Annotated in this window: 12 protein-coding genes; 9 read left to right on the top strand and 3 right to left on the bottom strand. The window is 45.6% G+C overall.

All coding sequences use genetic code 11. The annotated features are described in order from the left end of the window. Positions 1 to 31: 31 nt before the first annotated feature. The 3 genes from FEF09_RS19245 to FEF09_RS19235 all read left to right on the top strand — a co-directional run bounded on the left by FEF09_RS19245 (position 32) and on the right by FEF09_RS19235 (position 7,145). On the top strand, positions 32 to 3,397 hold the full coding sequence (locus tag FEF09_RS19245) for a TonB-dependent receptor (RefSeq protein ID WP_186774414.1): 3,366 nt from the start codon (positions 32 to 34) through the stop codon (positions 3,395 to 3,397). 21 nt (positions 3,398 to 3,418) lie between these two features. Continuing rightward, on the top strand, positions 3,419 to 4,885 hold the full coding sequence (locus FEF09_RS19240; RefSeq protein WP_146306628.1) for a RagB/SusD family nutrient uptake outer membrane protein: 1,467 nt from the start codon (positions 3,419 to 3,421) through the stop codon (positions 4,883 to 4,885). 73 nt (positions 4,886 to 4,958) lie between these two features. Beyond that, positions 4,959 to 7,145 carry an alpha-N-acetylglucosaminidase gene (locus FEF09_RS19235; protein WP_146306627.1) on the top strand — a complete coding sequence of 729 codons (2,187 nt, stop codon included), beginning with the start codon at positions 4,959 to 4,961 and terminating at the stop codon, positions 7,143 to 7,145. A gap of 56 nt (positions 7,146 to 7,201) precedes the next feature. Here FEF09_RS19235 and FEF09_RS19230 read toward each other — a convergent pair whose 3' ends face one another. Continuing rightward, positions 7,202 to 7,570 (bottom strand): winged helix-turn-helix transcriptional regulator, encoded by a 369-nt coding sequence (locus FEF09_RS19230; RefSeq protein WP_146306626.1) that lies wholly within the window; start codon positions 7,568 to 7,570, stop codon positions 7,202 to 7,204. Between the two features lie 109 nt (positions 7,571 to 7,679). Here FEF09_RS19230 and FEF09_RS19225 point away from each other — a divergent pair, with 109 nt between their 5' ends. Beyond that, complete coding sequence (locus FEF09_RS19225; protein ID WP_186774413.1) at positions 7,680 to 8,624, top strand: alpha/beta hydrolase family esterase; 945 nt, start codon at positions 7,680 to 7,682, stop codon at positions 8,622 to 8,624. 6 nt (positions 8,625 to 8,630) lie between these two features. Here the strand turns inward: FEF09_RS19225 and FEF09_RS30805 are convergent, their stop codons facing one another. Together FEF09_RS30805 and FEF09_RS19215 are read right to left on the bottom strand one after the other, a co-directional pair. Continuing rightward, the gene (locus FEF09_RS30805; protein WP_186774412.1) at positions 8,631 to 12,326 is read right to left on the bottom strand and encodes a glycosyltransferase family 2 protein; all 3,696 of its coding nucleotides are present in this window, start codon (positions 12,324 to 12,326) and stop codon (positions 8,631 to 8,633) included. 94 nt (positions 12,327 to 12,420) lie between these two features. Continuing rightward, positions 12,421 to 13,518, bottom strand: coding sequence for a glycoside hydrolase family 2 TIM barrel-domain containing protein (locus tag FEF09_RS19215; RefSeq protein ID WP_186774411.1), 1,098 nt, complete (start codon positions 13,516 to 13,518; stop codon positions 12,421 to 12,423). A gap of 538 nt (positions 13,519 to 14,056) precedes the next feature. Between FEF09_RS19215 and FEF09_RS19210 the strand changes: the two genes are divergently transcribed. From FEF09_RS19210 to FEF09_RS19190, 5 genes are all read left to right on the top strand, one after another. After that, complete coding sequence (locus tag FEF09_RS19210; protein ID WP_146306623.1) at positions 14,057 to 14,248, top strand: hypothetical protein; 192 nt, start codon at positions 14,057 to 14,059, stop codon at positions 14,246 to 14,248. Continuing rightward, positions 14,235 to 14,627 (top strand): hypothetical protein, encoded by a 393-nt coding sequence (locus tag FEF09_RS19205; RefSeq protein WP_186774410.1) that lies wholly within the window; start codon positions 14,235 to 14,237, stop codon positions 14,625 to 14,627. Before FEF09_RS19210 ends, FEF09_RS19205 begins: the two co-directional genes overlap by 14 nt. A gap of 8 nt (positions 14,628 to 14,635) precedes the next feature. Continuing rightward, the gene (locus FEF09_RS19200; RefSeq protein ID WP_146306621.1) at positions 14,636 to 14,863 is read left to right on the top strand and encodes a hypothetical protein; all 228 of its coding nucleotides are present in this window, start codon (positions 14,636 to 14,638) and stop codon (positions 14,861 to 14,863) included. A gap of 164 nt (positions 14,864 to 15,027) precedes the next feature. Then, a complete protein-coding gene (locus tag FEF09_RS19195) occupies positions 15,028 to 15,384 on the top strand; it encodes a hypothetical protein (protein ID WP_146306620.1) in 357 nt (118 codons plus the stop codon). A 105-nt stretch (positions 15,385 to 15,489) separates the two neighbouring features. Beyond that, entirely contained in the window at positions 15,490 to 15,717 is a 228-nt protein-coding gene (locus FEF09_RS19190) for a hypothetical protein (protein WP_146306619.1), read from the top strand. The last annotated feature ends 143 nt before the right edge of the window (positions 15,718 to 15,860 follow it).

Raw genomic sequence — 15,860 nt, 5'->3', positions numbered from 1 at the left:
GGGATCGTGTATCCAATTCTTATTATTTCTCATGCGATGTTCGGTTTATATATTGATATTTGCCTTTACCTTTTCTTTTTCCCTGTTCGCCAATAATACAGACGGACAGGATATCCGGGAAGTAAAGATCAACCTGACTGTCAGCAATATGAAGCTGTCAGCGGTGCTGGAAAGGATCCAGCAGATGACACCATTCCGTTTTGTTTATAATTCCTCTCACATCAAGGCGGCTGCTCCGGTAAGCATGCATGTCAGCAATATGCCGGTTGATAAAGTGCTGGCACAGCTGCTGAATACATCTGATTTTAACTTCGAGCAGAATAAAACACAGATTATCATTACCAAAAATACCCGGAACGTCATCGCTGATATGGCACTGGCAGGCGATATGTTGTCACTGCCCGCAGATACAGCGATCACTGTAAAGGGGAAAGTAAAAGATGATAAAGGCCAGCCACTGATCGGTGTTACCGTAGGTGTAAAAGGCAAAAACAGAGGTGTTACCACTGACGCTACCGGTAGTTTCTCCATCAGAGTCGAAAACAATGACTCACTGGTGTTCAAGACCATCGGTTTCTCTCCGGTGACTGTCAGTGCATTGGGCAATCTGAATAATATTACCCTGTCTACCAGCACGACCAGCCTGAATGACGTAGTGGTTGTAGGTTACGGTGTACAGACAAGACGTGACCTGACCGGTACCATCTCCACCGTAAAAGGTGCAGATATCAAAAACCTGCCGGTAAGTGATGCTGCACAGGCCATTCAGGGCCGCGTAGCGGGTGTTGATATCGTTCGTTCGGATGGATCTCCGGGTACAACGCCAAGTATCCGTATTCGTGGTACAGGTACTATCAATAACTCAGAACCACTGATCGTTATCGATGGTGTGCCCGCAGCTTCTTCTGGTCTGAGTGATATCAATAACAACGATATCGCCTCCATGGAAGTACTGAAAGACGCGTCTTCTTCTGCGATCTATGGTACCCGTGCTGCCAACGGTGTCATCATCATTACTACTAAAAAAGGTACTTACAACGAAAAGCTGAATACTTCCGTAAACATCTATCGTGGTGTATCCAACGTACGTAAATATCTGCCTCTGCTCACAGCGCCCGATCTGGTAAAACTGAAACAGGAACGTTATACCAATGACGGTCTGTCCGTACCGGCTATCTGGCAGGATCCATATTATGCTGTACAGCGTACCGACTGGCAGAAAGCATTATTCAACTCCGGTCATGTCACTAATGCAGATGTATCCATCAAAGGTGGTAGTGCATTTTCTAACTACCTGTTCTCACTGGGTTACTACGATGAAAAAGGATTGATCACTAATACCTATTTCAAAAGATTCACCGTACGTATCAATTCTGAACACAGAATCAACAGCCGTCTGAAAGTAGGAGAGAACCTGCAGCTGACCGCACGTAAGGGTAATTCACTGGATACCTATTCTTCACAAACAGGTCTTATCTTCAGCGCCCTGCGTTTCAACCCTGCTGTTCCTGTGAAGGATGAACTGGGTAACTACGGATCTGCTCAGGGTAGTAATGAACTGGGTGATATCAATAACCCGGTATATACCGCTGAAACAACAGATGCCTGGATAAAGAACTACCGTATCCTTGCAAATGCGTTTGCAGAAGTAGAGATCATCAAAGACCTGAAACTGCGTCTGAACTACGCATTTGACGGAACACTGAGCAACTCTTTCAGCTTCCTGCCAAAAACGCTGACACAGGTACGTACTCGTGATGACGCGGAATTAAATCAGGCGAACACCAGCACCAACCAACATCTGGGAGAGGCTTTCCTGAGTTATAATAAGACCCTTGCACAGAAACACCAGATCTCCCTGACAGGCGGTGTTTCCTACCAGAAATATACCGGTAGCTACTTCAATGCACAGCGTAATGGCTTTGATGATGAATCTCCTTATGTGCTGGTACTGGATAATGGTTCTATCGTATATAATGCAGCTGGTAACTATTATGCAACCAACATACTGGCATCAGGATTCGTAAGAGGTTTCTATAGCTTTAAAGGTAAGTACCTGCTGACCGCCACCATGCGTGCAGATGGTTCTTCCAGATTTGCACCGGGTAACCGCTGGGGATATTTCCCTGCCGTATCTGCAGGATGGCGTATTTCTGATGAAACCTTCTTCAGGAATAATGTACATACTGTCAGCAACCTGAAACTGACTGGTGGCTGGGGCGTACTGGGTAACCAGAACGTAACTGAATTCCAGTACCTCGCTACTGTTGTCAAAAACCGTAAATATAACTTCGGTGATGTACCGTATACCGGTATCTGGAACTCCAGTCTTGCCAACAACGCTATTACCTGGGAAAAGGCACACATGACCAACATCAGCATGGAAATCGGATTCCTGAATAACGCGCTGAATGGTACTATCACATACTTCAATAAGAATACTATTGACATGCTGGTACCTGCTGCAAAGCCGGACCTGCACGGTACATCTACTGTACCTGATGAGAATATCGGCCGTCTGAATAACCATGGTTGGGAGTTTGAAGTTTCCTATCAGGGTGGCAAAAAAGCATTTACTTATTTCTTAGCTGCTAACGCCACTTTACTGAAGAACAAAGTAACCAGACTGTATTCAAGCAATTCTTATATCGGTTCATCTAACTACGGTCGCCAGAATCAGGAGATTTCCCGTACCTACGAAGGACAGCCTATCGCTTCTTTCTATGGATGGAAAACAGCTGGTCTGTATCAGAATCAGGCACAGATTGATAACGACCCTTACATTGCTAAAGATGGCAGGAAAGCGAATATCAAACCGGGTGATGTACGTTTCGTAGACGTTAACAACGATGGCGCTATCACTGAAGCTGACCGCGTTTATCTGGGTGACCCTAATCCTCGTATGCAATATGGTTTTCAGGCAGGTGGTAACTTCAAAGGTTTTGACCTGAACCTCTCCTTTACCGGTGTTGCAGGTGTAAAACTGTATAACGCTGATAAAATGCAGGGTCTGGATCCAACCTATTCATACAACTACTATGCAGAACAGCTGAACCGCTGGCATGGTGAGGGTACCAGCAACAGCGTATCCCGTATGACACTGAGCGATAACAATGGTAACTATCGTACGTCAGACAGATTCATTGAAAAAGGTAACTATTTCGCACTGCGCAACGTTTCACTGGGATATACCATTCCTGCGAAAGTATGGGGTGGCCAGTCAAATGCACCCGGTATCCGTGTGTATGTTGCCGGACAAAATATGTTCATCATCACCAACTACTCCGGTCTGAATCCGGAACTGGGTTATACAGATGGTAACAAGCAGAGAGGTGTGGACGTAGCAACCTATCCACAGGCAAGAAGTATAACATTTGGTGCTTCAATGAATTTCTAAGTTTCATTTAACCAATGGATCATGACAACAAAAAATCGTAATAAACTTTTAATTATAGCCGCGGTACTGTTTACTTCCATGACTTCCTGCGATAGCATTCTGGATGTAACACCAAAAGGTACCTATACGACCGCTACGTACTGGCGTAACCAGTCAGACGCCATCAATGGTATCACCGGTATTTATAACGTACTGCTGGAAGAAGATTTCACAGGACACGCCGAATTTACCTTTGACGATCCTTCTGATGATCAGTATCGTGCGGGTGACCACTCTGAAGATGTAGCCATCGAAAATCTCACCTATGATGCGGCGAATGCACAGGTGCGTTTTGGCTGGAGATGGAAATATGAAATGATCAACCGTGCAAACAGTGCTCTGATATACATACCAAAGATCACTTCCATTGATGAGGCAATCAAAAACCGTTGTCTGGGTGAAGCCCGCTTCCTGCGGGCATTTGCTTACTGGAGACTGATGCTGGTATACGGAGAAGCGCCGGTAGTATCTGAAGATGATGTACTGACTGGTAATTACAACAAACCGAAAGTAAGCATCGACAGTCTGCGTGGTATGATCCAGACAGACCTGCTGGCTGCAGCAGATCTCCTGCCTGATAGTTACGAAGGTGCTGACAGGGGTCGTGTATCAAAAGGTACTGCATGGGGGTTACTGTGTAAGCTGTATATGTATTGGGAGAAACTGGATCAGGCGATCATCTATGGTGAGAAAGTGATCAACAGCGGCAAGTATAATCTTGCACCGACTTATGTAGCTAACTTTACACCAGAGACCAGTAACAATGATGAAATGCTGTTTGCGGTGCAGACAAGCGATACCTGGGGTTATTCAGATTTTACTACCTACTATACGCCGCGTGAATGGAACGGATGGAACTTCCACCAGCCATTGAAGCAGCTCGTAGATGAATTCGAACAGAATGATGCGCGTAAAGCAGTATCGATTATGTCTCCGGGTGACAAGATCAATATCGGTTCTTCTATCGCAACATACAATGCAAACATGTCAGAAACCGGTTATCACTTCCGTAAATTCTCTTACTGGAAACCTAACGGTGGTCTTAACTATTCACTGAAAACGCCTTTGCTGAGAACAGCAGATATCATGCTGCTGGTAGCGGAAGCAAAGATCCGTACCACAGGTGCAGGTGCTGGTGATGCAGAGATTAATAAAGTTCGTAAAAGAGCTGGTCTGGGCGATGTAGCCGGTGCTGGTATGCCAGCTGTTATTCACGAGCGTCGTATGGAACTGAGTGGCGAAAATGAACGTCATCAGGACCTGATGCGCTGGGACAAAGCCGGTCTGCTGGATATCACCACCTACTATAACAAACCTAAGTATGGCAGAGATGGTAATATTCTGGTACAGGCACGTAATTTCATCAGACCTAAGCATTATTATTTCCCATTGCCACAAACAGAGATTGATAAAAGCAATGGTGTACTGAAGCAAAACGAGAATTACTAACACAACTATCATTCATCAAACTGAAGGAAAATGGTTGGCATTGTCCGCCATTTTCCTTTAAAGTAGTTTCTTCATGCAATTGAAAAAGATCATTGCTGCCTTGTTACTCAGCACCGCAGGATTACCTGCGTTTGCACAGCTGGACAAGGCCGCTACGGAGGCGTTTTTGAAAAGGGTCGTAAAGGACAGAGCTACTGCTTTTACCTGCGAGTACCTGCCGGCAGATAACGGAAAGGATGTATTTGAAATAGAAAGTAATGGCAACCGTATTGTGTTGCGTGGAAACAACGGCGTAAGCGTAGCGTCAGCATTGAACTACTATCTCAGAAATTACTGTAATTCAATTATTACCTGGAACGGTACAAATCTGCACCTGCCGGCTGTATTGCCTGCTGTAAAGGTGAAAGAGCATCATGTGACGCCGTATAAATACCGCTATTATATCAACTACTGTACCTTCCAATATAGCATGAGCTGGTGGAATTGGGAGAGATGGCAGCAGGAAATAGACTGGATGGCGATGAATGGCATCAACATGCCATTGGCGCTTACCGGTGAGGAAGCTATCTGGCAGGAAGTTTATAAGGAAATGGGCTTTACAGATGCAGAACTGGACAAGTTTTTCAGCGGACCGGCTTATTTCTCCTGGCTATGGATGGGGAATATTGATGCGTGGGGTGGTCCGTTGCCACAACATTGGAAAGATAGCCACAAAGCTTTACAGCAACAGATTCTGGCAGCAGAACGTAGTATGGGTATGTTGCCGGTATTACCTGCTTTTACAGGACACGTACCACCAGCATTTAAAGACAAGTATCCGGATGAAATCGTAAAGCCGACCAACTGGGACGCAGGTTTCCCGGATGTATATATACTCGATCCAAACAGTCCGATGTTTGATAAGATCGGTAAGAAATTCCTTGAAGCACAGACTAAAGCTTTTGGTACGGATCACTTTTACTCAGCTGATACTTTCAATGAGAATGTGCCGCCTTCCAGTGACTCTTCTTTCCTCGACGCTATGAGCCGCAAGGTATATGCGTCTATGGCAGCCGCTGATCCGAAAGCAGTCTGGGTAATGCAGGGATGGATGTTTCACTATAATGCCAGTTACTGGCATCAGCCACAGATCCGCGCTTTGCTGAATGCAGTGCCTGATGATCATATGATTGTACTGGATCTCTATAGTGAAAGTCATCCTGAATGGAAGAATACACAGGCCTATTATGGCAAACCATGGATCTGGAACATGCTGCACAACTTCGGTGGCAATACCGGTATGTGGGGTAGTATGGATGCAGCTGCGCACGATCCGGCTACGGCATTACATGATCCGGCTTCCGGTAAAATGTCCGGGATTGGTCTGACACCGGAAGGTATTGAGCAGAATCCTGCATTGTACCAGCTGATGATAGATAACGTATGGAGAGATCAGCCGATCAACGTAGATGCATGGTTGCAATCGTATGCAAAGCAGCGCTACGGTGTAGAAAATGAAGCGGTGAACAAGGCATGGCAGATCCTGTATCATACGGTGTACGTGGGTGGTCCGACAGAAGGTGCACCTGAGTCGATCATCGTTGCCAGACCAACACTGGAAATAGCCGCAGAAAGAGTAAAAACAAAACTGGAATATGATCCCACTAAATTAGTACCGGCATGGGATCTTTTCATCAGTGCGGCCGCACAGGTGAAACCAACGGAAGGATTTAAGTATGATCTGGTAGACGTGACCCGTCAGGCGCTGGGTAACTATGCCAGTCCTTTACAACAACGGGTAGCTGCTGCTTACCGTAATAAAGACCTTGCGGCGTTTAAACAATATAGCGCACAGTTCCTCGGATTGCTGGATGATATGGACATGTTGCTGGGCACACAGGAAGGATTTCTGTTGGGCAAATGGGTCAGTGATGCCCGCAGTAATGGTATTACACCGGCAGAGCAGGACCTGTATGAGTTCAATGCAAAAGATCTGGTGACTTTATGGGGAGATAAGGATAGTCCGGTACATGAATATTCAAACCGTCAGTGGAACGGACTGATTAAAGGCTTTTATAAGCCTCGTTGGCAGCAGTTTTTCACTTTGCTGGAGTCCAGCCTTAAAAAGGGCGAAACAGCCGATTTAAAGGCATTTGAAGAGCAGGTGAAGACATTCGAATGGAAGTGGGCAAACGGGCATGATAAATATGCCGTAAAGCCACAGGGAGATCCGGTGAAAGCTGCCGTACAATTACACAAGAAATATCGTAAGATGATGTAATAAAGATTTTCTGTTTTAATCTAGGCCGTTCCCCATTCCTGGGGGGGCTATTTTTTTCAATCTTTATGCATGATCTTTTTCTTATGCATCGTGCCCCATTCATTCAGCGAAAAAATGACATTCGTCAGCGTGTGACTGTATTCCAGTAGTTCATATTCTACCAGTAAGTTACTGGATTCACTACGTTCAATTCTGCGGACAAAACCGTTCAGCTCAAGATCCTTCAGATCGTTTGACAACACCCTCGCAGAAATACCATTCAATGCCTTCTGCAATTCATTGAAACGTTTCTTTCCGTTGGAAAGTGCGATGATGATCCTTAGTTTCCATTTTCCTCCGATAACATACAGGGAATCTCCCACAGCATTGATCATGTCTACACATTGCTGATCGGATATCGGATCCTTTAAATTACACTCGTGCATAGTTCAGGCAGTTACTTTAAGGTTAGCGCTAACCTTTTACTTATCAATACGAAAGCGGGAACTAATGTACATAAGTTTGCGGCATTACAGGAAATTAAAACTATCAGCAATGTATTTACTGAAGATCGGACTTATCAGCCTCGCCGTATTACTGGTCATTATTACCGCTTTGTACAGTTACTATATCTATGCACCGATACCCCGAATCCCGCAACTCGGTGCCAACATCAGCTCATCCACTATAAAGGTCGGTGAACTGGAACGCCGCTTTCTGTCATATGTGCCGGCTAAACCACTTCCCCGGCCTGCACTCGTCATTATGTTGCATGGCTCCGGTCTGGACGGGAAACGTTTCAGGGAATGGACCGGTTATCGCTTTGATCAGCTGGCAGATAAAGATGGTTTTCTCGTAGCTTATCCTGACGGATATAAAGGCAACTGGAATGATTGCCGTATAGATGCTCCTTTTGAGGCAAAGCAGCTGAATATTGACGATATGGGCTTTTTGCACGCATTGATTGCCTATTATGAGCGTCAATACCATGTTGACCCGGAAAAGGTCTTTGTTTTTGGTTATTCCAACGGTGGACAAATGGCGTTCCGGCTGGCCATGGAAACGCCTGAAAAAGTAGCGGGTATTGCTACCGTCTGTGCCAGTCTGCCGGATGCAGCTACCTGCTCCTGCACCATGAATGGCACTACTCCACCAGTACTGATGGTTAACGGTACAGCGGATAAGATCATTCCTTACAACGGGGGAGAAGTGAACCTGTTCTTTAAGAAAGTAGGCACCGCTATTTCAGCGCTTGCTACCGCACAACATTTTGCAGCAAGGAACAACGCTATGGAAGAGACACCTGCAACCGCATCCACCGTTGTATCACAACGTAAATGGACCAAAGAAGGACGTACTATTGTTCAATTCATCAGTATTTCAGGTGGCGGACATACAATTCCTCAGCTGACATTCAGGTTTCCCAGACTATTGGGACTGACAGCAACGGAGTATGATAGTCCGTCGGAAGCCTGCCGCTTCTTTGGACTGGATAAATAATGAGTACTATTTTATCAGTGGTGTATTCAGGTTAGAAAGGGCAGTCGTTACGTATTGTCCTTTCCCTGCTACAAGATACAACCGGTATAATTCCGGCGATTCCGGAACAGATAATTGCAGTACAGGTCCACTACCTGCATGTTCCATATAAATACCATTTTCCCATCCGTCTGTTTTGTACAGGTACCATTCAAAATGCAATGACGGATCGAAGTAACCATCGAGGTTCCATTGTCCTTTTTCAAATACCAATGCGCTATAGGTCAGCACAGCACCGGGATCAGTCACTTTTGCCGGTTTCAGTATTTCTATAGCAGGTAGGGATGGTGCCTGCATACGACCATGCCAGTATTGTGCAAGGCGCACGGCATCGGGTTTGTAATTACCATCAAGGTCTGTCAGTCCGTTAAAAGTAAGCGCGTCCCTTGTCTGCGTATCCTGCCATGCCACTATAAAAACCGGGCCTTTCCTCTTGGCTGAAATATAATTATCGACATCAATGCCGCTGAAGAAATAAGGAATATCTGTAACCGTAATGCTACCACCGCCGGCATCTTCTGGTGATACAAGTCCTATTGCGGAGAGTTCCGGAATAGCATCTGCGATAGTTTGTACAGTGAGCGAGAACCGGCGTCCCTCCGGTACATCAAGTGTAACAGGCCTGCCGGGATCGGCTGCTTTTATCTGCTGTACCAGCTTACGCAGCCATAGTATGTACTGGTCCTGATGATAAAGTAAGGATGGAGCAATATACCTGTCGTCCAGCGCTTCCCAGTAATTATTTCCGAGGTGCCATCCGATGATATTTTTGTTGTCTTTATTTTTTCTGACAGTATTTACAACAGTATGGATATAGTCTTCCGGCCATTTTTCCACTCCCTGATCAAGGGACGGTTCCGGCATCCAGAAACCATATTGTATCAGCATGCCCAGATGAGCAGCAACAGAAAAGATATTGTGATCATATACGCCGGGACCATATCGTCTGATTGTATTGATGCCGACGCGTTGCATGGATTGCAGATCCGCCATCACTTCCTTCCGCGTCAGTGTATGATGGTTTCTGAACCAGGGTATTCCTTTTGAATAAATAACGCCTCTGATGGTGTCGCTCAGTAGTGTGTTTTGTCTGTGCGTCACCATATTGACAGCGGGTAACATGACCTGACTATTCATTGGCGCCGCACTATTCTTTTGCAAATCATTGAGCAGTGACAATGGTGCAGAAGGTTCGAGTAATTCCCAGTTCAGCATATCTACAGTTGTGCCGCCAATGGTGTTTTTATCAAAACTGCTGTTGAAGAGAATCGTGCTTTTTACCTCCGGAAAATGATCAGTAATATCGGCAAAGGCGTCCTGTAACCAACCACTTTGTCCCGGTTCTCTTGCGAGAGAACCCGTTTCGGCAATCATCACCGGTAATCCCGACCGGAAAAGCGTCTGTGCATGAAAAGGCTGGTATAACTGGCTGAAGCTATACCATTGTCCGTCGGGATTCAGTCGTCCATAATTAAGAATAGTCACTGCCAGCCAGTCAACATATTCTCTGCCGGGGAAATACCTGTTTACCGCATCTGCTTTCCATGGGTTCCATACCCATACTACATTTCTGGCGCCCGCATGCTGAAAGAAGTCATGTACATATCTCCATGCCGCAATATACTCCGTCGCTTTGTTATGTCCTTTTGCAGACCATGGATAAGCCGGATTGTCCGGCTCGTGGGCAAAGCGTATGAATACAGGCCGGCGCAGGGCGATAATACGTTGTGCGAACTGCTGCAGGTAGCTATCAAAATCTCCGTTGCTGATATGCGCCATTATTTTCTGCTCTTTACGCAGAGAAGAATCTTTACGGTCGTCTTTAAAAAGGGCTGCCCATGGTTCCCAGGTGATCATCGGAACAGCATGAAATGCATAGATCTCGTTCATCAATGAATCATCTGGTAAACAGGCAGGAGTGTCTCCCCATGGGATATAACAGGAAATAATATTGAATGGAGCACCTTTTACGGCAACATAATGCATCACATGTTCCATAGCAGTCATTCCGCCTGTATCTGCCGGACTGAATATCCCTGTATAGAAAACATTTTCTTTGTAAGTGTGTGCCGACTGATAAGCAGGAGGCGGTTTATTATCTTCGTAAATAAACCATGAGGTGAAGCCACAGACGATCAGCGTGAGTGACATAGCTGACTTACGCATCATCACATAGACGCCGTGTCTTAATTTCCATAGTCTTACTTTGACGGCGTAGTAGTGGTGATATATATACTCCATGGTCGTCTGTGGTGCCAGATCACTCATACGGCCTTTCCAGATACCTGCGAGGATATTAAACAACATGATCAGGCAATTGATGCATGCAATGCCTGCCATCACCCATGAATAAGGGTTCCAGTCCAGCCATAGTCCATAGACAATTGCTGTCACAGAGACCAGCAGAATAATGCCATTAGGAATAAACAGTTTCCAGCTGGTAGCTTCCCTGTCATCTTTTGGCGTCGGTATATAGGGCACTTTTTTACGGATGATGGTATAAAACAGACCCAGTACATAGATCCACCACGTGCCTATCTGTAGTAAGCCGCCGACTATATGAAAACCACTTTCCTCTTCTGCCATCACCCAACGTTGTACAAAATGTCTGACCAGTATCGTACTGGCCAGAAAGGGGATACTGATGATACCAAAAGAAAGCAGGTCGAACTGACAGGGAATAATCCCGAGTACCAGTGCGAGCACCGGTACCAGAAAGTTAATGAAAGACATTACACCAGAGAAGTAATGAAAAGGAAGTGTACCGTAATGTAGCTTTTGTCGCCACGTAAATTTCCGGAACAGTCTTGGATAGGTAGTGACCAGCAGTTCGAAGGTACCCCTTGCCCATTTCAGTTGCTGTTTATAATAGGCCGATAGGGTAGCAGGCACCAGCCCCAGTGTCAACACTTCCGGTACATATACTGATTTCCATCCTTTGGCGTGTAACTGCATGGCGGTATGCATGTCTTCTGCGAGTCCGGCGGCATGACCGCCGATAGCATCGAGTGCGCTTCTCCTGAAGGTACAATTAGCGCCTATGGCCTGTACGGTACCATAGGTGTTCATGGTCATCATCATGGGACCATAGAACTGAAAGGTTTGTTGTGCGGCACCTTTGGCAATGATATTGTCGCCGATGTTACCGTATGCCTGTACGATCTGTACAAATCCAATGTCCGGATCAACGAAATAGGGGACCACCCGGTCCAGAAATTCAGGCACAGGTACATGATCAGGGTCCATTACCACACAGAGTTCGCCGGTAGCATACTGTAAGGCGTTATTGATATTGCCGGCTTTGGCGTCTTTGCGGTTGGTTCTGGTTACGTGTCGTACACCCAGTCGTTTACATACTTCTATGAGATAAGGATCATCCGCTTCATCACAAAGCCATGTGGTATGCGGGTAGGTAATAGCCTGCATCGCGGTGAGCGTTTCTATGATCATTTCATAGGGTTCTCCGGCGCAGAAGGTGGTAAATATATCTACGGTAGGATTTATTTTAGTACGGGGGCGTGTGGGTATGGAGATGTAAAAGTAGTGGTACCATTCGTGCAGCACTTTCAGGCAAAAGTAAATGATGCCCGACATCATCAGCCAGTATAGGGGTTTATTTCCTATGTTGGCAGGATTGAAGAGGCTGTACAGGAGTATACCCATACTGATTGTCCCGGTTACAATAATAAACCGAAGGATCAATAACTCAATGCGCGTAGGACGGGATACGCGTACCCGTATTTTTTTTTTGTTTCAATTATGTAAAAGGGGGTATTAGCCGTTGCAATATTTCCATATCTGTCATAGACCCATGAATAGATGCGATAAGGGCCTTCTTTTTCGGGCGTGCGGAAGGTGATCCGTGCGCTGTTCTGAGGAGTGATACCCGCATCGTAGACGTGCATGGTCGCGATGTATCCGGGTCAAAGTCCTCATCTGTCACTTCCCATAGAATACGGAGCCGGGCGGTATCCGTCGTTGCCAGTTTCAATTCAGCTGTTTGTACCGTGTCGGGAGACAGGAAAATGTTATCTATTGGTTTCTTGCCGTTTATCAGCAGGCGTTCCACAGCCGGAGCCGGATGCTGCGGTTGCCTGTCGGTCCAGCAGGATTCCATTTCCTGCATCATGGCTGTCCGTGCGCCCTGCTGACCGACTATACTGTACCAGGTAGGTGTAACTTCTGTCTTATATCCCCAATAAAAGGTAAGTGCGCCAAGGAAACGTGGATTGTTGACCGGGAGGTATTTCGTATAGAATTCATGATAATATTTTGCTTTTTCTGTACTGGTAGGCTCAATAGGAGCACTCCATGCTGTGGTCCGTGATTCCTGCGGAGAATAGATACCCCATTCCGAAATAAGGAAGGGTCCTTTCCATAACCACTCATTAGCGGACAACTGTTCGTCAAGCTTTTTCAGGTCTCCGAAAGTATTAAAGGAGAGCAGATCAAGTCCACGTATCTTCAACCTGATATTCATGATATTTCTGAACTGATAGTTGATCATGGCCGTGGTAACAGGGTGGTCAGGGTCATCGGCATGTATCATGTCGAGCAGCCGGTTATAAACGGTATAAAAACGGTTGTATTTAGGGCTGTAAGGGAAGTCCACTTCGTTTCCGAGGCACCACATCAACAAAGCGGGATGGGAGCGGTAACGCAATACGACATTACGGAAGGCATTGTATTGTGCTTCCACTTTCTTTTCATCGCGGTAAAAATGGTCCAGATATTTGCTTTCAGGAACATAAAAGCCGGCAATGACGGCCAGGTTGTTGGCAGCAGCTTCATCCAGAATTGCTTTCAGATTGGTGGTATCCCAGGTACGGATGGTATTACCTCCTATTGCTTTCAACGTGGACATATTTGTGTAACCGGCTCCTCCCTTTACCAGGAACGGGGTACTGTTTCGATATAATGTATACTTACCATTCTCCCTGTAGATATACACCTTACCGGATGGCCTGATTGTTCTATCACCTTTGCAGCCATACAGTTGGAGTAGCAGCATACAGGGGAAAAGGAAGTACCGTCTGATACGATCTGGCGTCATTCGGTAGCTGATAAGATTAGAACATCATCAAACATTCACTGTTGTTATAAATGTAATGAAATTCAGGTGAAATTCCCGCAGTTTTATTTGTCAGTCAGTCTGCCGGTCAGATGAACGGTTTTTGAGCCGGAAAACCCCTGTTTTATAAATACAAACTGGTTGGTATTGCCGGTTATACAATAAGAGGTTAACTTTATAGACAACCTCAAAAAAGAGGCTCGTCGTTCCGGGCGGGCCTCTTTTAGTATTTGTGTTTAATCAGCTTTCGTTACCCCGGTTAAATTGCCCTTATGAATATACCTGTATTGTTTTATTCCACGGTTATGTAAAGCGGGACCCGTTGGATAATACACCACCTTTAGCCCGCATTATACTGGCTATTCTGATCAATGCAATCCTTTGCGCAGGATTTTTCCTGCTGACCGGGAAAAACCTGCATTTCCGCTCAACGATGGTACTAATCGTAATAGCTGCTGTTAACTGCCTCGTGTATGGTCCGGTAAATATCATGTTCGTAAATGTTCCTCGCTGATCACCGCCTTGCTGTATTTGCCCCTTTTTTTCTATATGATTTGTATCAGGAAAATCATTTCCGGCAGACTGACGCCATCCATCCTGCCCATTGGGAGTATGACAGCATTTTTATCTTCGCAGGGATGCAGCCACCGGTATTGCGATCGCTGTTGATATTTGCCATATATGCGCTGCTCTTTGGGGTATTATCAATCTGGTTGTACCGGATAGCAGCAAGATTGTTGTATGGGAAATATCAGGAGATCACCGAACCGGATGAAAGGGCTTATAAACTATTCTTCAGTGAAGCACGTTCTGCTGAGGAGATACCGAAACCCCGCAGAGATGTTGCTTTTTTAGCACTGCGGATATTGGGGTCGTTCTATCTTTTTATCTGACGGTACTGGTGACCGGCATCCCTGGTGAGCATGTCTGGCCGGGTCAGATACAGCAGCTGATAAAGATGACTTATGTTAATCCCGCACTGGCGATCAATACCTATTTCAAGATCATCCTGATGACAACGCTGGCCTTTGTGGCTGCGTATAATAAAAGCCTGCGTTATCACTGCTCCCTTGCTTATTTACCGGCCATCTTGTATCTACTGTTTATGCATTGGTATTTCATTATGTAAGTCCTTACAGCTTCAGATCCTACCAATTTCTTACTGACTTCTGCTATTACAGATGGTGCTTTGCTCGTGCTGTTTGTCTGGATTGCGATTGCTTATAAAAAGAAGCGGCCATTCATTCGGCATCAAGAGATCTGCCTATTAACTTTTCCGTACCACTTACACTGGTGAAATATCTGTATACCGGCATGTCTGTGCTCTTCCTCTTATTTTGTGCAGGTATTGTACTGATCCGTTTAAAAGCGTTTCCTGATGGCGGGATCGGCGCTGTCTTCGGTGCACCTGATCCCATGATTGGTAATACGGTGACACTTTATAGTACACTGGCAGTATTATGTCTGTTTCTGATCAATAAGGAAGCGTTACGCAACCACTTCTTTAACGCACTGATCATCCCGTTATTTGCAGGTGGTAGTATTGCGGTATTATGGCTGATCATCGGTGATCTGAATGGCGGCGTTTTTATCACCACCAGATCCGGCGCAGCCGTACAGGTCAACTGGTATTCCCTCTGTTTGCAGTAGTACATGCCTTGCTGGCTATACTGATGATCAGGGTCAGAAAATGTACTATGATATCGATTATACTACTAATACATTAAGTCCTTCTTCTGCTATCATGTGATGGCATTGAGTAACGCTTTTTTTGCCAGCGATAATCAGCAGCAGGCCAGTGATCTGGAACTTGTTGATAAATATGCAGGTGGTATCAAAGGTCGTAAAAGAGGACTATTGAATCTGCCTTTTGCGCTCTTTGAAAATATACTGAACCTGATCTATGGTATCCGGCCCTGTTTTTTCCTCCATGCAAAGAGACGAACAGAGGTATTATCTGAGCCGCTATTTTTTTCGTACTGAATGGCAGCGTAAACGGCGTTTATTCCTCCGTTGGCAGAATTGGCCTATCAGATAGGTTTATCTCTGAATTCCATTATCATGTTTGCACATTTTTCTACCATCACGTCCGCCATGCAATGGGCTATGTGCCTGTCAATGCAAGG

Origin of the sequence: Chitinophaga pinensis (assembly GCF_007896845.1) — a bacterium.
Lineage (GTDB): Bacteria > Bacteroidota > Bacteroidia > Chitinophagales > Chitinophagaceae > Chitinophaga > Chitinophaga pinensis_C.
This window is presented reverse-complemented; position numbering and strand designations above follow the sequence as displayed.